The organism is Saccharothrix sp. AJ9571, from assembly GCF_021725495.1.
GTDB classification, from domain to species: Bacteria; Actinomycetota; Actinomycetes; order Mycobacteriales; family Pseudonocardiaceae; genus Amycolatopsis; species Amycolatopsis magusensis.
This window is the reverse complement of the sequence record NZ_CP091382.1, coordinates 949032-967957: the sequence shown is the minus strand read 5'-3', so window position 1 is coordinate 967957 and position 18926 is coordinate 949032. Positions and strand designations below refer to the sequence as shown.

The window sequence follows — 18926 nt, the reverse complement described above, 5'->3', positions numbered from 1 at the left end:
TTGTCTTCGGTCGTCATCTTCTCCCGTTGCCCCTCTGTCCCAGTTCTTCGTCGAGAGCGTCGAAGAGCTCGTCGTCGCTCAGCGAATCGAGGTCGGCCGAGGCGCCGTTGCCCGTACCGTTCGTGCCCCACTTGCGCAGCATCTCCGCCAGCCGCGCGGTCACTTCCGCTTGGCGGGCCGGAGCCATCGAGGCCAGTTCGGCCTCCAGCCGGTCCAGTTCGCCCGCCGGTGCCGGGGCCAGTTCGGCCCGCAGGTAGTCGGCGATCGCCCCCGGTGTCGGGTGGTTGAACACCAGCGTGGACGGCAGGCGCAGGCCCGTTTCCGCGGCGAGCCGGTTGCGGAACTCCACCGCGGTCAGCGAATCGAAGCCCATCGCGAGCAGGCCGCGGTCGGCGTCGATGCCGTCCGTGCCGGCGTGCCCGAGCACCTCGGCCACCGTGGTGGTGACCAGGTCCAGCAACCGCCTGCGCTGCTCGGCTTCGCTCAACCCGCCCAGCGCTTCCGTGTTGTTCGCGGCCCGGCGGACCGGCGTGCGCGCCACCCCGCGGTAGAGCGGGTGCGCGGCGGTGAAGTCCAGCTTCGCCGCGACCAGCGCCGGGTGCTCACCGCTCAGTGCCGCGTCGAACAGGGTGAGCGCGTCACCGGGCAGCAGCGGCGAAACCCCGAGCTTGGCCAGCCGTGCCTGGTCCACAGTGGACAGGCTGTCGGCCATACCGCCGCTTTCGGCCCACAGTCCCCAGGCCAGCGACACCGCGGGCAGGCCGTCCGCCTGGCGGTGGCGGGCGAGTTCGTCGAGGTAGGCGTTCGCGGCGGCGTAGGCGGCCTGACCGGCGCTGCCGAGCGTGCCCGCGATCGAGGAGAACAACACGAAGGCCTCGAGGTCCAGGTGCCGGGTCAGCTCGTGCAGGTTCCGCGCGGCGGTGATCTTGGGCCGCGCGACCGCGTGCCACCGCTCTTCGGTGAGCGAGGTCAGCACGGCGTCGTCGAGCACGCCCGCGGCGTGGACCACCGCGGTGAGCGGGTGTTCGGCCGGGATGTCCGCGAGCACCCTGGCGAGCGCGCCGCGATCGGCGGTGTCGCAGGCGAGCACCCGCGCGTCCGGGCCGAGGTCCGCCGGTGCCTCGCCACCGGTGCGGCTGACCAGCAGGAGGTGCCGGATGCCGTGGTGGTGCGCCAGGTGCCGGGCGATGCGGCGGCCGAGCGCGCCGGTGCCGCCGGTGAGCAGGACCGTGCCTTCGGGATCGAGCTTGCGGCCGGTCGCGCCGGCTCGCATCAGCCGTGGCGCGAGCACTTCACCGGCGCGGACCCGGAGTTCGGGTGCGCCGCTCAGGGCCTCCGGCGGAATCGCGTCCGGCCGGTCGGTGTCGAGCAGGGCGAACCGGTCGCCGTGTTCGCGCTGGGCAGCGCGAACCAAGCCGTGGATCGCGGCTCCGGCGAGTTCGCCCGCGGTGGTGACCACGGTCAGCCGCCGTCCGTCGTCCTGGGCGAGGTGCTGCTGGAGCGCGGTGGCGACGCGCCAGGTCGTCTCGTGGACGTCGGTACCGGTGGCGTGCAGGACCTCGGTTTCCTCTGTGGACGCTTGCGGAGCCGGTGCCCAGTCGACCCGGTACAGGTCGAGCCGCTTGGCCGCACCCAGGTCCGCGGGCCGGGTTTCCAGCGAGCCGACGGTGAGCACCGGCTGCCCGGCCGGATCGACGGCGGACATCGCATACGCGCCATCACCCGCCGGGGTCAACCGGATCCGCAGCGACCGCGCGCCTGTCGCGTGCAGGGCGACATCACGCCAGGCGAAGGGCACCCGGGTCTCCGTGGCATCGAGCGCCAGGAGGTGGAACGCAGAGTCGAGCAGCGCGGGGTGGATGCCGTGCCCGTCGGACTCGGCGTCGAGGCGCAGTTCGGCGTACCGCTCGCCGTGGTGCTCGTGCACGGAACCGAGGCACTGGAAAGCCGGGCCGTATTCGTACCCGTATGCGGCGAGACGGCCGTAGACGTCCCCGAGTTCCACTTCGGTCGCGTCCGCGGGCATTTCCCAGGCCACCGGTGTGGTGGTCGAGGCGCGGAGGGTGCCTTCGGCGTGCTGCGTCCAGGTTTCGTCCTCTGCCGACCGCGAATGGATCGTCACGGTTCCGGCGTTCAGCGCGACCTGAAGTTGCACGGCACCGGTTTCCGGGAGCACGAGCGGAGCCTGGATGGTCAGCTCCTCCAATTCCGGCACGCCCGCCTGGTCACCGGCGTGCAGGGCCAGCTCGACGAGCGCGGTGCCGGGGACCAGCACGGTGCCGTCGATGGTGTGTTCGCCCAGCCAGGACTTCCGGGACAGCCGACCGGTGAACAGCAGCCCCCGGCCACCCGCGAGCGTGACGGCCGCGCCGAGCAGCGGGTGCGCGCTGGCGCCGAGCCCGGCGGCGGTCACGTCGCCACTGTCCTCGGGCAGGTCCAGCCAGTAACGGCTGCGCTGGAAGGCGTACGTCGGCAGGTCCACGCGCCGGCCGGTGAACAACCGCGGCCAGTCGACATCGGTGCCGCGCAGGTGGATCCGGCCGAGCGCGGTGAGGAAGGCGCGGTCTTCCGGGCGGTCGGACCGCAACGTGGCGAAGAGGTCAGACTGTGTTGTCCGCACGGGGGACGACCCCCGGACCCCCGAACCCCCGTCAGGTACACAGTCCCCACCCATCGCGGTGAGCGTGTGCTGCGGACCCAGTTCGACGAAGGTGCGCACGCCGAGTTCGTGCAGCCGTCGCATGCCGTCGGCGAAGCGCACGGCGTGCCGCACGTGCCGCACCCAGTACTCCGTCTCGCGCAGTTCGTCCGTGGCCAAGTCGCCGGTGAGGTTGGAGACCACCGCGATCTCCGGCTTGTGGTAGGTCAGGCTTTCGGCGACGCGGCGGAATTCGCCGAGCATGCCGTCCATGTGCGGGGAGTGGAACGCGTGGCTCACGCGCAGCCGGGTGCTCCGGCGGCCCTGTGCCTTCCAGGTCGCGGCGACGTCGAGCACGGCGTCGCGGTCGCCGCTGATCACGGTCGCGGACGGGCCGTTCAGCGCGGCGATCGACACCCCCGCGATGCCGCGCAGTGACGCGAGCACCTCTTCCTCGGTCGCCTCGATCGCGGCCATGCCACCGTCGTCACGCAGGCTCTGCATGAGCCGCCCTCGGGCGGCGACCAGGCGGCAGGCGTCTTCGAGCGAGAGCACTCCGGCGACGTGGGCCGCCGCCAGTTCACCGATGGAATGTCCGACCACATAGGACGGGCGGACGCCCAGTGACTCGTAGAGCCGGAAGAGCGCGACTTCGAGCGCGAACAACGCGGGCTGGGTGTAGATGGTGCGGTCCAGCTCGTCACCGGTGAACATGACCGTCTTCAGTGGACGGTCGAGCTCGGTGTCCAGGTATGCGCAGGCGGCGTCCAGTGCCTCGGCGAAGCGCGGGAAGCGCTCGTACAGGTCACGGCCCATGCCCGGCCGTTGCGCACCCTGACCGGTGAACAGGAACGCGAGTCCGCCCTCGTCCTCCCGGGCCACGGTCGCGCCGAGCTGGTCCAAACCGGACAGGAGTTCGTCGTGGTCCGCGGCCACCACCACGGCCCCGCGATCCAGCAGGGGCCGGGTGGTCAGCAGGGAATGCGCGAGGTCGACCGGCGCGTGTTCCCGCACGTGCTCGGCCAGTCGCGCGGCCTGCTCCCGTACCGCCGCGTCGGACTTGGCGGAGACGATGAAGGGCAGCGGACCGGTGTGCTCGGAGGCCGGCTGTTCGGGTGTTTCCGGTGCCTGTTCGAGGATGAGGTGCGCGTTGGTACCGCTGATGCCGAACGAAGACACCCCGGCGCGGCGCGGGCGGTCGCGGTCCCAGGAGACCGGCTCGGTCAGCAGTTCGACGGCACCCGTGGCCCAGTCGACGTGCGGTGACGGCTCGTCGACGTGCACGGTCCGCGGCAGCACGCCGTGACGCATCGCCTGCACCATCTTGATGATCCCGGCGACTCCGGCGGCGGCCTGCGTGTGACCGATGTTGGACTTGATCGAGCCGAGCCGGAGCGGCCGCTCTTGGCTGCGTTGCCCATAGGTGGCGAGCAAAGCCTGCGCCTCGATCGGGTCACCGAGCGTCGTGCCGGTGCCGTGGGCTTCCACCGCGTCCACATCGGACGGCCGCAGGCCCGCGTTCGCCAGCGCCTGCCGGATCACGCGTTCCTGGGACGGGCCGTTGGGCGCGGTGAGCCCGTTGCTCGTGCCGTCCTGGTTGACCGCGCTGCCACGGATCACCCCGAGTACCTGGTGGCCGTGGCGCTGGGCGTCGGAGAGCCGTTCGAGCAGGATGAGCCCGGCGCCCTCGCTCCACGCGGCACCGTTCGCGCTCGCGGCGAACGACTTGCACCGGCCCTCCGGCGAAAGGCCGCGCTGGCGGCTGAACTCGATGAACACCGCCGGGGTCGCCATCACGGTCACCCCACCGGCGAGCGCCAGCGAGCATTCGCCGCTGCGCAGGGCCTGCGCAGCCAGGTGCACGGCGACCAGCGAGGACGAGCACGCCGTGTCGACGGTGACCGCCGGGCCCTCCAGCCCGAAGGTGTAGGCGACGCGGCCGGACGCCACGCTGCCCGCGCTGCCGCTGACCAGGTAGCCCTCGACGTCCTTGGGCGGGTTCTTCAGCAACCGCGAGGCGTAGTCGTCGTACATGATCCCGGCGAACACGCCGGTGTCGCTGCCGCGCAGGGAAGCCGGGTCGAGACCCGCGCGTTCGAAGGTTTCCCACGCGGTTTCGAGCAGGAGCCGCTGCTGCGGGTCGGTGGCCGACGCCTCACGCGGGCTGATGCCGAAGAACTCGGGGTCGAACTCGTCGGCGTCGTGCAGGAAACCGCCGTGGCGCACGTACGAGGTGCCCTGCGCATCCGGGTCGGGATCGTAGAGGCGGTCCAGGTCCCAGCCGCGGTTGACCGGGAATTCGGAGATCGCGTCGGTACCCGCGTCGACCAGGCGCCACAGGTCCTCCGGCGAGCGCACGCCACCGGGGAAGCGGCAGCCCATCGCGACGATGGCGATCGGCTCGTCGTGCCCGGTGGCCGCCCTCGCCTTCGCGCGGGTGGTGCGGGTGCCGCCGAGGTGTTCGCGCAGGAACACGGCGACGGCCTGCGGGGTGGGGTGGTCGAACACCAGCGTGGCAGGCAGGCGCGTGCTCGCCGCTTCGCTGAGCCGGTTGCGCAGTTCGACCGAGGTGAGCGAGTCGAAGCCGAGGTCCTTGAAGGCCCGCTCGGCCGGGACCTGCTGGGCGCCGGAGTGCCCGAGCACGGCAGCCGCGTGCGTGCGGACCAGTTCGGTCAGCACCTTGAGCTGCTCGGCGGGGTCGGCGTCGGCCAGGCGCTGAGCCAGTCCGGTGATGACCCGCCGGGCGGGCGCGCGGACGAGCCCGGCGAACAGCGGCGGCAGGGTGCCGGCGGCGGCCCGGCCGCGCAAGGCGGCGAGGTCCAGCCGCGCGGGCACGCGAACCCCTTGGCGCACCGAGTCGAACAGGGCCAGGCCCTCGCCGGTGTCCATCGGGGCGAACCCGCTCTGGGCCAGGCGCAGGCGGTCGGCCTCGGTGAGGTGACCGGTCATGCCGGTCTCCTCGGCCCAGTAACCCCAGGCCAGGCTCGTGCCGGGCAGGCCGAGGTCCTGGCGGTGGGCGGCGAGCGCGTCGAGGAAGGCGTTGGCGGCCGCGTAGCCGGCCTGTCCGGCGGTGCCCGCGGTCCCGGCCACCGACGAGAACAGGATGAACGCCGACAGTTCGCGGTCCTGGGTCAGTTCGTGCAGGTGCCAGGCAGCGTCGACCTTGGGTGGCAGCACGGTGGACAGGCGCTCGGAGTCCAGAGCCGTGAGCACGGCGTCGTCAAGCGCGCCTGCCGCGTGCACCACCGCGGTCAGGCCGGGGAGGGTGTCGAGAAGGGCGGCGAGGGCGTCGCGATCGGCGGCGTCGCAGCGGGCGATGTCGACTTCGGCGCCGAGCGCGGTCAGCTCGGTCCGCAGTTCGGCGGCACCCGGGGCATCGAGGCCGCGGCGGCTGGTCAGCACCAGGCGCCGGACGTCGTGCGTGGTTACCAGGTGCCGGGCGAGCAGGCTGCCGAGCACGCCCGTGCCGCCGGTGATCAACACGGTGTCGCCCAGCTCCGGCCGCTCCGGCGGCGCCTTGACCAGCCGCGGGGCGTAGGCGGTGTCTCCGCGGAGGACCACCTGCGGCTCGCCGGAGGCGATCGCGGCGTTGAGCGCGTCCGCCGTGGCGTCCCGCACGTCGGCGAGCACGAACCGGCCGGGGTGCTCGGTCTGCGCCGAGCGCACCAGGCCCCACGCGGCGGCGCCGGCCAGGTCTTCGACGGCCTCGCCGGGCAGCGCGATCGCGCCCCGGGTCAGCACGATCAGCTTCGCGGGGTGCTCGGTGGCAAGCCACTCCTGCAGCTTGGCTAGTACATTGTGGACGGTCTCGTGGGTGTTCGCGGGCACGCCGTGCTCACCGGGGAGGCACTCGAAAACCTCGAACTCGGGCGCGGAGTCGGTGCCCGGTTCGAGCCGCGACCACTCCACCGCATACAGCTCTCGTTCGGCGCCCGGCTTCAACTTGCTCGCGTCGATCGGCCTGGTCACCAGCGAATCGACGGTGAGCACCGGGGTGCCGCCGGGGTCGGACATCCGCAGCGTGAAGGTGTCCCGGTCCTGGGTGACGTGCACGCGCAGGGCGGTCGCGCCGGTGGTGAACCGGGAGACACCGGACCACGAGAACGGCAGCATGACCTGACCGGCCGCCGCGCCGTCCGCGGCCAGCGCCACGGTGTGCAGTGCGGCGTCGAGCAACGCCGGGTGCAGGCCGAACGCCTGCGCCGGCAGCCCTTCCGGCAGCTGGACCTCGGCGAACAGCTCGCCGTCACCGCGCCAGGCGGCGACCACGCCCTGGAACGCCGGGCCGTAGTCGTAACCACGCAAGGCCAGCTTCTCGTACAGCTCGGCGGGTTCGATCCGCTCGGCGTGCTCCGGCGGCCAGTCCGGCATGGGCCCGGGCTCGGCTGGTTCCGGCGAAAGGAGGCCGGAGGCGTGACGGACCGACGGTTCGCCGTCGGCTCGCGAGTGGATCTCGACCGGGCGGCGGCCGTCGTCGTCCGGGCCGGCGACGGTGACCTGCAGCTGCCGCGTGTGCTCGGTGAGGACCAGCGGTGCGTGCAGAGTCAGTTCGGCGAGCTGCTCGCAGTCGGCGAGTCGGCCCGCTTCCAGTGCCAGCTCGGCGAAAGCGGCGCCTGGCAGCAGAACGGTGTCGAACACCCGGTGGTCGGCGAGCCACGGCAGGGAGCGCGGGTTCGGGCGTCCGGTGAGCACCAGCCGGTCGCCGTCGGCCAGGTGCATGGTCGCGCCGAGCAGCGGGTGCGCGGTCGCGTCGAGCCCGGCGGCGGTCACGTCACCGCTGCGCTCGGGGGCGTCCAGCCAGAACCGCTGCCGCTGGAAGGCGTAGGTCGGCAGCTCGGCGGGGCGGACGCCGTCGAAGTCCCAGCGGACGGCCGTGCCGCGGACGTGCACCCTGGCGGCCGAGTCGAGGAACCGCGCCCAGCCTTCGTCGCGGCGCAGGGAACCGGTCACCACGGCGTCGACTTCGAGCGCGTCCAGCGTGCCTTGGAGCCCGACGGTCAGTACCGGGTGCGCGCTCGACTCGATGAAGGCCCGGTGGCCGTCGTCGGCGAGCCTGCGGGTGGCCGGTTCGAAGAGCACGGTCTGACGCAGGTTGCGGTACCAGTAGGAGGCGTCCAGCTCGGCGGTGTCGATCGGCTCGCCGGTCACGGTCGAGTAGAACGCGAGATCCGAGGTGCGTGGCCGGATGGGGGCGAGATCGGCGAGCACCTGTTCGCGGATGGTCTCCACGTGCGCCGAATGCGAGGCGTAGTCCACCGGGATGCGGCGTGCGCGGATGTCGCTGTTTTCGCAGTCGGCGAGCAACTGGTCGAGTGCGGCGGCGTCACCGGAGACCACGGTGGACGATGGACCGTTGACCGCCGCGATGCCCAGGCCGTCACGGCCCATCAGGAGCGCTTCGGTGGTTTCGGCGCCGAGCGGCACCGAAACCATGCCGCCGAGCCCGGAGATTTCGCGGATCGCCTTGCTGCGAAGCGCGACCACGCGGGCGGAGTCCTCAAGGGACAGTGCTCCGGCCACATACGCGGCCGCGATCTCGCCCTGCGAGTGCCCGACGACCGCGTCCGGCTCGATGCCGACCGACCGCCACAACGCAGCCAGCGAAACCATCACGGCCCAAAGCACCGGCTGTACAACGTCCACGCGCCCCAGACCTTCGCCGCGAAGCGCGTCCGGCAACGACCAGTCGACGTGCGGGGCGAGGGCGTCGGAGCAGACGAGCATCTGGTCGCGGAAAACCGGGGAGCGGTCCAGGAGGTCGACGGCCATGCCCGCCCACTGCGAGCCCTGGCCGGGGAAGACGAAGGCGGTCTTGCCCGGGGTGGTGACCGAGCCCAGCGCCGCGTTCGAGGCGGTGTCTCCGGCGACGATGGAGTCCAGGCCGAGCAGGAAGTCCTCCCGGTCGGCGGCGAGCACGACCGCGCGGTGCGGCAGCACCGCACGCCGGGCGAGCGCCGCCCCGATCCCGCCGAGGTCCGGCTCCGGCAGGTCGGCGACGTGCGAGCGCAACTGGCGTGCCTGCGCGCGCAACGACTCCTCGCTCACCGCCGACACCACCCACGGCACGGTCCCGGTCGCGGTCGGCTGCATCTCGGGCTCCGGCGCCTGTTCCAGGATCACGTGTGCGTTCGTCCCGCTGATGCCGAAGGCGGACACCGCCGCCCGGCGCGGGCGGTCGCGTTCCCAGTCGAGCGCTTCGGTCAGCAGCTCGACCGCGCCCGCCGACCAGTCGACGTGGGGTGAAGGTGCGTCCACGTGCAGCGACTTCGGCAGCACGCCGTGCCGCATGGCCTCGACCATCTTGATCACCCCGGCGACCCCGGCGGCGGCCTGGGTGTGCCCGAGGTTCGACTTGACCGAGCCCAGCCGGAGCGGCTGGTCCTGGCTGCGCTGTCCATAGGTGGCGAGCAGAGCCTGCGCTTCGATCGGGTCGCCGAGCGTGGTGCCGGTGCCGTGCGCTTCGACGACGTCCACATCGGACGGTCGTAGCCCGGCGTTGGCCAGCGCCTGCCGGATGACCCGCTGCTGCGACGGGCCGTTCGGCGAGGTCAGCCCGTTCGACGCCCCGTCCTGGTTGATCGCCGAGCCCCGCAGCACACCGAGGATCCGGCGGCCGTTGCGCTGGGCGTCGGAAAGCCGTTCGAGCAGGACCAGCCCGGCACCTTCGGACCAGCCCGTGCCGTCGGCCGCCGCGGCGAACGGCTTGCACCGGCCGTCGGCCGAGAGCCCGCGCTGGCGGCTGAACTCGACGAAGACGTTCGGCGTGGCCATCACGGTGACCCCGCCGGCCAGCGCCAGCGAGCATTCGCCGCCGCGCAGCGCCTGACTGGCCAGGTGCATGGCGACCAGCGAGGAGGAGCAGGCGGTGTCGATGGTGACGGCCGGGCCCTCCAAGCCGAAGGTGTAGGCGATGCGGCCGGACGCGACGCTGGTGGTGTTGCCGGTGAGCAGGTGGCCCTCGTAGCCGTCGGGTGCGCTGCCCAGCCGGGTGCCGTAGTCGTCGTACATGACCCCGGCGAACACCCCGGTGTCGCTGCCGCGCAGGTCCTGCGGCGAGACGCCGGCGCGTTCGAAGGCCTCCCACGCGGTCTCCAGGAGAAGCCGCTGCTGCGGGTCGGTCGCGGTCGCCTCACGCGGGCTGATGCCGAAGAACTCGGCGTCGAAGTCCGCGGCTTCGTAGAGGAAGCCGCCGTGCCGGGCGTACGAGGTCCCGTTGTGCTCGGGGTCCGGGTGGTAGAGGTGTTCGAGGTCCCAGCCGCGGTCGCCGGGGAACTCGGCGATCGCGTCGGTCCCGGTGGCGACCAGGCGCCACAGGTCTTCCGGGGTGCGGACGCCACCGGGGTAGCGGCAGGCCATCGCGACGATGGCGATCGGCTCGCCGGTGTCCGAATTGGACCCTCTAGACGCTGTGGACACTGTGGACACTGCCGTGGTGGGCGCGGGTGCCGTGCCGCCGAGTCCGGTGTGCAGGAACTCCGCCAGCGCCGCCGGGCTCGGGTGGTCGAAGACCATCGTGGTCGGCAGGCGCAGTCCGGTCGCCGTGTTGAGCCGGTTGCGCAGTTCGACCGCGGTGAGCGAGTCGAAGCCCAGCTCCTTGAACGCCCGCGTGTGCTCGACGGTGGCGTTCGCGTCGAGCCCGAGCACGACGGCGACCTGCGCGCGGACCAGTTCGGTCACCGCGCGCGCCCGTTCGGCGGACGAGAGCGTGAGCATGCGCTGGGACCAGGAACCGTCGCTTTCCGGCCGGTCCTCGACGCGGCGGCGCGCAGGGCGGCGAAGGCCGTGGAACAGGCTCGGCAGCGTGCCGGAGCTGAGGTCCAATTTCGCCGGGACGAGCGCGGGACGGTCAGCGGCCAGCGCCGCGTCGAGCAGCGCGAGGCCCTGGTCGGTGGGCAGGGGCGCGATGCCGGTGCGGGCCATCCTGGCGCGGTCGCCCGTGCTCATCGCGCTGGTCAGGCCGCTGCTTTCGGCCCACAGGCCCCAGGCGAGGCTGGTCGCGGGCAGGCCGAGGGCGTGCCGGTGGTGGGCCAGTCCGTCGAGGAAGGCGTTGGCGGCGGCGTAGTTCGCCTGGCCGGGACTGCCGATGGTGGCGGTGACCGAGGAGAACGACACGAAGGCGGCGAGGTCGCGGTCCCGGGTGAGTTCGTGCAGGTGCAGCGCCGCGTCGACCTTGGGGCGCAACACGCTGGACAGACGCTCCGGATCGAGCGCGGTGACGACGGCGTCGTCCAGCACGCCCGCCGCGTGGAAGACCGCGGTCAGCGATGGGATGCCGTCGAGCACGGCCTTCAGCGCTTCGCGGTCCGCCGCGTCGCAGGCGACGACGCTCACCGCGGCACCTGCCGCCCGGAGTTCGTCGTGCAGTCCGGTGGCCTGCCCGCGTCGGCTGGTCAGCACGAGGTGCCGCACGCCGTGCTGGTGGACGAGGTGCCGCGCGACCAGCGCACCGAGCACGCCGGTGCCACCGGTGATCAGCACCGTGCCGTCCGGATCGAGCACCCGGCCCGCCGGTTCGAGCCGGGCGCGGGCCAGGCGCGGGGCGAGCACCCGGCCGTCGCGCACGGCGACCTGCGGTTCGCCGGTGACCAGGATCGGGCCGTCGGTGTCGACCAGGACGAAGCGGCCGGGGTGTTCGGTCTGGGCGGAGCGGACGAGTCCCCAGACGGCGGCCGCGCCCAGGTCGTCGACCCCTTCACCGGGCCGCGTGGAGACGGCGCCGCGGGTGGCGATGACGAGTGGCGCCTCGGAGTCCTCGCGCAGGTGCGCCTGGATCGCTTCGAGGGCGGCGGCGGTCACCGCGTGCACGTCCTCGCCGCCGAAGGTGACGGCCTCGGCCGCCTCGGCGCCCGCGACCTCGATCCAGTCCACTGTGTACATCGAGTCGAGTGGAGTGGCACCCGCACTGGCGAGCAGCTCGGCAGGCATCGGCCGCAGCAGCAGGGAGTCGACCGACGCCACCGGGAGTCCCGAGGAGTCCGCCAGTGCGAGTGCCACCCGGTCCGCGCCGTGGGGGGCGACGCGGACACGCAGCGCGGCGGCACCCGCCGCGCCGAGTCGCACACCGTCCCAGGAGAACGGCAGGGGGATCTCGCCGTCGGCCCGGGACAGCGGCACCAGCCCGACCACCGCGTGGAGCGCGGCGTCGAGCAGGGCCGGGTGGAGCCCGAAGTCGGCCGCGCCCTCGGGCTCGGGCAGCCGGACCTCGGCGTAGACGTCGGTGCCGAGCCGCCACGCCGACCGCAGGCCGCGGAAGGCCGGGCCGTAGTCGTAGCCGCTCTCGGCGAGCTGGTCGTAGATGCCGTTGAGGTCGACCGGCTCGGCGCCCGCGGGCGGCCAGTCCCCGGTCAGCTGCTCGACCTCACCGGCCTCGGTGCCCAGCACGCCGGTCGCGTGCAGAGTCCATTCTTCGCCGGTGCGGGAGAAGATCCTGACCTCTTCGCCGTCGACCACGACCTGGATCCGGACGCCGTCTTCCGCGGGCAGGAGCAGGGGAGCGCGCAGGGTCAGCTCGGTCAGCACCGGGTATCCGGCCTGGTCACCGGCTTGGATGGCGAGTTCGACGAAGGCGGCGCCCGGCAGCACGACCGTGCCGCGCACGGCGTGATCGGCCAGCCACGGGTGCGTGCGCAGGGACAGCCTGCCGGTCAGCACGAGCCGGTTCTCCTCGGCGAGCGCGACCGCGGCGCCGAGCAGCGGGTGCTCGGCGGCGTCGAGACCGGAGGCGGCCGGGTCGCCGGCCGGTGCCGGGACGTCCAGCCAGTACCGCTGCCGCTGGAAGGCGTAGGTCGGCAGCTCGATCGCGCGGGTGCCGGGGGCGAAGAGCGCATCCCAGTCGATCCGCGTGCCTTCGACGTGCAGGCGTGCGGCGGACTTGAGGAAGCGGTCCCAGCCGCCGTCGTCCCGGCGCAGGGTGCCGGTGACCGTGGCGGTGTCCTCCAGCGTTTCGTTGATGCCGTTGGTCAGCACGGGGTGCGCGCTCGACTCGATGAAGGTCCGGTGGCCGTCGTCGGCGAGCTTGCGGGTGGCCTGCTCGAAGAGGACGGGCTGGCGCAGGTTGCGGTACCAGTAGGCGGTGTCCAGCTCGGTGGTGTCGAGGCGGTCGCCGGTGACCGTGGAGTAGAAGTCGGTCTCGGCGGAGCGCGGGGTGATCCCGGCGAGCGCTTCGAGCAGTTCCTCGCGGATGGCCTCGACGTGCGGGGTGTGGGAGGCGTAGTCGACGGGGATGCGGCGGGCGCGCACGGTTTCGTCGGCCAGCAGCTCGCCGAGCGCGGCCGGTTCACCGGCGACCACGGTGGATCCGGGACCGTTGACCGCGGCGATGTGGATGCGGCCGGGCCAGCGGGTGAGGAGCTGCCCGGTGTCAGCGGCGGCCAGCGGCACGGAGACCATGCCACCGGTCCCGGCGAGCGCGACGATCGCCTTGCTGCGAAGGGCGACGATGCGTGCGGAGTCTTCGAGGGAGAGCGCTCCGGCCACATACGCGGCGGCGATCTCCCCCTGGGAGTGGCCGAGGACCGCGTCGGGCTGGACGCCGATGGATCGCCACAGCTCCGCCAGCGAAACCATCACCGCCCAGAGCACCGGCTGCACCACCTGGACCCGGTCGAGCCCTTCACCACGGACGGCGTCCAGCAGCGACCAGTCGACGTAGGGGGCGAGGGCTTCGGCGCACGCTTCCATTCGCTCGCGGAAGACGGGGGAGGTGTCGAGCAGGGCCGTCGCCATGCCCGCCCACTGGGAACCCTGACCGGGGAAGACGAAGACCGTGCGGCCAGTGGGGCGTGCGGTTCCTAGCACTGCTAGCGGATTCTCGGTGCCATTCGCTAGCAGTGCTAGGTTCGCGCGCAGGTCCGCCTCGGTGTCGCCGAGGACCACCGCGCGGTGGGGGAAAGACGGCCTGGTGGTGGCCAGAGAGAAGCCGATTTCCGCGGCGCTGCCCGGATGGTCCAGCAGGCGCGCGGCCTGGGCTCGGAGCGCACCCTCGGTCTTGGCCGACAGCAGCCACGGAATCGTGCCGGTGACCTCGGCAGCAGGCGCGGGAGCCTCGTCGGGGGCTTGTTCGAGGATCAGGTGCGCGTTGGTGCCGCTGATGCCGAACGAAGACACCCCGGCGCGGCGTGGGCGGTCGCGCTCCCAGGCGACCGGCTCGGTCAGCAGCTCGACGCCACCGGCCGACCAGTCCACGTGGGGCGAAGGGGCGTCCACGTGCAACGTCTTCGGCAGCACCCCGTGCCGCATCGCCATGACCATCTTGAGCACGCCGCCGACCCCGGCCGCCGCCTGCGTGTGCCCGATGTTCGACTTGAACGAGCCGAGCAGCAGCGGGTGGTCGCCGCGGTGGCGCCCGTAGGTGGCGAGCAGGGCGTCGGCCTCGATCGGGTCACCCAGCGAGGTGCCGGTGCCGTGTGCCTCCACGGCGTCCACTTCGGACGGTTCCAGCCCGGCCATGGCCAGCGCCGAGCGGATCACCCGCTCCTGCGACGGGCCGTGGGGCGCGGTGAGGCCGTTGGAGGCGCCGTCCTGGTTGATCGCCGAGCCGCGGATCAGGGCGAGCACCGGGTGCCCGTTGCGCCGCGCGTCGGAGAGGCGTTCGAGCAGCAGCATGCCGGCGCCCTCGGCCCAGCCGGTGCCGTCCGCGCCCGCGGCGAACGCCTTGCACCGGCCGTCCGCCGACAGCCCGCGCTGGCGGCTGAACTCGACGAACATGCCCGGCGACGCCATCACCGTCGCGCCACCGGCCAGCGCCAGCGAGCATTCGCCGTGGCGCAGCGCCTGCGCGGCCAGGTGCAGCGCGACCAGTGACGAGGAGCAGGCTGTGTCCACGGTGACCGCCGGGCCACCGAAGCCGAAGGTGTAGGCGATCCGGCCGGACGCCACGCTGGTGGTGTTGCCGGTGAGCAGGTAGCCGCCGCCCTCGGTGCCTTCGTGCAGCCGCGGGCCGTAGTCCTGCGCCATCGCGCCGACGAAGACGCCGGTGCCGCTGCCGTGCAGGGAAGCCGGGTCGATGCCCGCGCGTTCGATCGCCTCCCACGAGGTCTCCAGCAGCAACCGCTGCTGCGGGTCCATCGCGGCGGCCTCGCGGGCGTTGATGCCGAAGAAGGCCGGGTCGAAGGTGTCGGCGTCGTGCAGGAAACCGCCGTGCCGGGTGTAGGAGCGGCCGGGCTCGTCGGGGTCCGGGTCGTACAGGCCGTCGAGGTCCCAGCCGCGGTTGCCGGGGAACTCGGTGATCGCGTCCACGCCGTCGGCCACCAGCCGCCACAGTTCCTCGGGGGTGGTGACGCCGCCGGGGTAGCGGCAGCCCATCGCGACGATGGCGATCGGCTCGTCCGAAACCGTCGTCACCGACGTGGTCACCGCGGTGGTCACGGTTTCCGGCGCGTCCAGCAGTTCGGTCCGCAGGTGGCGGGCCAGCGCGGTCGCGGTGGGGTGGTGGTAGATCAGCGCGCCGGGCAGCCGGAGGCCGGTGGCGGCGCTGAGGTGGTCCCGCAGTTCGACGGCGGTCAGCGAATCGAAGCCGAGTTCCTTGAAGGTGTGCCCGATGTCGACCGTTTCCGCACTGCTGTGCCCGAGGACCGCCGCGATCGAGCCGCGGACGAGGTCGAGCAGCACCTCGTGTTGCCCGGCATCGCTGAGTCCGCCGAGGCGTTCCGCCCACGGCGAGGACGGCGTTTCGGCCTTGAGCCGGGTGGTTTCGCCGAACCAGTGCCGTTCCCGCTGGAAGGCGTAAGTGGGCAGGCTGATGCGCCGGGCGGTGCCGAACGCCTGCGACCAGTCGACCTCGGCGCCGGAGTTGTGCGCGGAAGCGAGAGCGTTCAGGAAGCTGCGTTCCTCGCTGCGACCGTTGCGCAGCATGGACGCCATGGTGATGGTCGAATCGGTGTCGCGGGCCATTCCGGCGAGCACGGGATCCGGACCCAGTTCGACGAAATCGGTGACCCCGGCGCCGGCCAGGAAACGCACACCGTCGGCGAAGCGCACGGCGTGCCGGATGTGGTCGGCCCAGTAGTCCGGTGAACTCAGATCGGTGGCGGGTTCGCCGGTGATGTTCGAGACGATCGGCAAGGTCGCCGGGGCGAAATCGAGTCCGGCGGCCAGTGCGCGGAATTCGTCCAGGATCGAATTCATGTGCGGCGAGTGGAAGGCGTGGCTCACCCGCAACTGCTTGGCTTTGCGGCCGTCGGCCTTCCACGCGCGCGCCAGTTCGAGAACGGTGTCGTGATCGCCGGAAAGCACCACGGAATCGGGACCGTTGATCGCCGCGACGTCCACGCCGTCGGTGAGCAGTGCCCGGACCTCGTCTTCGGTGCCCTTGAAGGAAACCATGGCGCCGTGCTCGGTCACCGACTGCATCAGTCTGCCGCGGGCGGCGACCAGCGAGCAAGCGCCCGGCAGGGTGAGCACCCCGGCGACGTGCGCGGCCGCCAGTTCGCCGATCGAGTGCCCGAGCAGGAAATCCGGGCGCAGGCCCCAGGATTCCGCGAGCCGGAACAACGCGACGCCCAAGGTGAACAACGCGGGCTGCGTGTAGTGCGTCTGCCCGAGCGCTTCCGCGTCGGTGAACATGATCTCGCGCAGCGGCCGGTCCAGGTGGTGGTCGAAGCGCGCGCAGATCTCATCGACGGCGTAAGCGAAAACCGGGTAGCGCTCGTACAGTTCACGACCGGCGCCCGCGCGCTGGCTGCCCTGACCCGGGAACAGGAAGGCGACCTTCGCCTCTCCGGCGACACCCGGCCGCAGCACTTTCAGGTTCTCGCGCAATTCTTCGAGCGATTCGGCGAGCACCACGGCCCGGTGTTCGTGGTGGGTCCGGGTGTAAGCCAGCGAATGACCGAGGTCGCCGAGGGACTGGTCGGTGACGAATTCTGCCAGCCTGTCCGCTTGGGCCTGCAAGCCCGAAGCCGACTTCGCCGAAAGGAGCACCGGAACAACGCCGGGCTCCGGCGAAGGTGTGGTGATCCGTTCCGGGCCTTCGGTCAGCACGAGGTGGCAGTTCGTGCCGCCCATGCCGAACGAACTCACCCCGGCCACGCGCGGGCCGTGCCATTCTTCGAGTTCCTGTTGCACCGCGAGGTGGCTGAAGTCGATCGCCGGATTGGGTGTGGCGAAGTTCAGGCTCGGCGGCAGCGCGCGGTGGTGGATGCTCAGTGCGACCTTGAGCAGCCCGACGATGCCCGCCGCGCCCTCCAGGTGCCCCACGTTGGTCTTGGCCGAGCCGACGCGCAGCCGGTGGTCCCCGAACGCGGCGTTGAGCGCCCGCGCCTCGATCGGATCGCCGACGCGCGTGCCCGTCCCGTGCAGTTCGACGTACGACGGCAGCAGTGCCGCGTCCTCGTAAGCCTTGCGCAGCAACGCTTCCTGCGCGTGCGCGTTCGGCACGGTGAGGCCGTCGGCGGCACCGTCGTTGTTGACCGCGCCGCCGCGGATGACCGCGTAGACCCGGTCGCCGTCCTCGATCGCCCGCGCCAGTGGCTTGAGCACCACCAGCCCGCCGCCTTCGCCGCGCACGTAACCGTCCGCGCGGGCGTCGAAGGTGTACGCGCGGCCGCTGGGGGACAGGCCGCCGAACCGGGCCGCGGTCAGCGTGCTTTCGGGCGCCAGGTTCAGGTTCACCCCGCCAGCGAGGGCGAGCGTGGCTTCGCCGCTGCGCAGGCTTTCGCAGGCCAGGTGCACGGCGACGAGCGAGGACGACTGCGCCGCGTCGACCGTCACCGACGGCCCGCGCAGGCCAAGGGTGTAGGACACGCGGTTCGCGATGATGCCGCGGTTGGTGCCGGTGATGGTGTGCTGGTTGATCGTGTCCGCGCCCGCGCGCTGCATGAGCGTGCCGTAGTCGCTGCCGATGGCGCCGACGAACACGCTCGCCTGCGCCCCGCGCACCGCGGCGGGCACGATGCCCGCGTCCTCCAGCGCTTCCCACGCCAGTTCCAGCACCAACCGCTGCTGCGGGTCCATGATCGCCGCTTCACGCGGGGAGATGCCGAAGAACGCGGCGTCGAAATCGCCCACCCCGTCCAGGAAACCGCCGTGTTCGGCGCCCGGCGGCACCGGGGTGTCGCTGTCCCAGCGCTCGCCGGGCATGGTGGTGATCGCGTCCACCCCGTCCCGCAGCAGCGCCCAGAAGCGCCGGGGGTCGGGGGCCTGCGGCAGGCGGCAGGAAAGTCCGACGATCGCGATCTCGTTCACGGACGGCCTTTCGGTGATGGGGCGGTGGTCAATTGCTTGTCATTGCCTGGAGGGATCGGGTGAGCCACGCGCCGGTCTCCGCGGTGTGGGCCGGCGAGCCGTGCACGTCGTCGTGCTCCAGCAGGCTGAACCGGCGCACGTGCGTGGCGAGCAGGCCGATGTCGTGCGGCGGGATGATCTCGTCGCGCTTGCTGGCCACATAGGCGACCGGGACGTCGATCGACCGGAGTTCCTCCGGCCGCAGTGCCCAGTCGGCCAGGCCACCGGGCTTCTCACCGGTCAGGTGCACGATCGTGTCGACGGTCACGCGGGGCAGCGCCTGCTGCCACCCGGCGTCGGTGAAGAACCCGCTGACCGGCGCGCCGACGGTCAGCACCCCGTTGATGCGGGGGTCGTTCGCCGCGGCACGCAGGGCGAGGTGGCCGCTGAAGCTCATCATCATCGCGTAGGCCCCGGTGGATTCCGTGGTGCCGAGCGCGTCGAGGATCGCGGGGATCATCCGCCAGCTCTCGGCGTCGTAGGGCAGCGAATTGACGCCGGCCTGGGGAAGTTCGGTGACCACGCCGGAAAGCCCGGCCTTGTTCAGCTGGAGCAGCAGGCCCGCCCACTGTTCCTTGATGCTGACGATGCCCCCGGAAATCAGCAGGAGCGGCCCGGTGCCGCCGCGCCAGCAGCGGATCACGCCCCTCGGAGTGTCCACTTGGAACGGTTCGAGGCCGGAGCCGGACCGGGAGAAGGTGTCGATGGCCTTGTCGAGCGCGTGCTGCCGCGCCGGGCCGTCGACGAAGGGGAAGCGGGCCATCGTGTAGAGCCGGCTCGCTTCGAGGAGTTCCTGCCGCGCCTCGTGTGCTTCGGCGGCACGGGACCATTCGCCCGTCCACGAACCGGGGTGCGCCGCGTCGTCGGAGGTGATCCGGCCGAGCACCGCTTCGGTCAGCTCAGGCGGGATCCCCTGGGTCCGGGCGTGCACGAGGGCGAACTGCTTGAGCTCCTCGACGTCATTCATGCCCCCATGGTCAACCGCTTGCCCAAAGCTGACCTAAAACCCAGCTATCGGGCGAAAAACAGCCGAGAACACGAATGTGGCTTTCGGGGCGTATTCCGC

At 72.1% G+C, this 18926-nt stretch carries 2 protein-coding genes; both read right to left on the bottom strand.

Going from position 1 to position 18926, the window contains the following annotated elements; translation table 11 throughout:
• Positions 1 to 13: 13 nt before the first annotated feature.
• Complete coding sequence (locus L3Q67_RS03750) at positions 14 to 17821, bottom strand: type I polyketide synthase (protein WP_499188206.1); 17808 nt, start codon at positions 17819 to 17821, stop codon at positions 14 to 16.
• Positions 17822 to 17849: 28 nt separating this feature from the next.
• Positions 17850 to 18827, bottom strand: coding sequence for an alpha/beta hydrolase family protein (locus tag L3Q67_RS03745; RefSeq protein ID WP_499188205.1), 978 nt, complete (start codon positions 18825 to 18827; stop codon positions 17850 to 17852).
• Positions 18828 to 18926: the final 99 nt, after the last annotated feature.

Excerpts from the sequence above, each read along its gene's own strand:
- L3Q67_RS03745 (WP_499188205.1), bottom strand. The coding sequence starts at position 18,827 with ATGAATGACGTCGAGGAGCTCAAGCAGTTCGCCCTCGTGCACGCCCGG.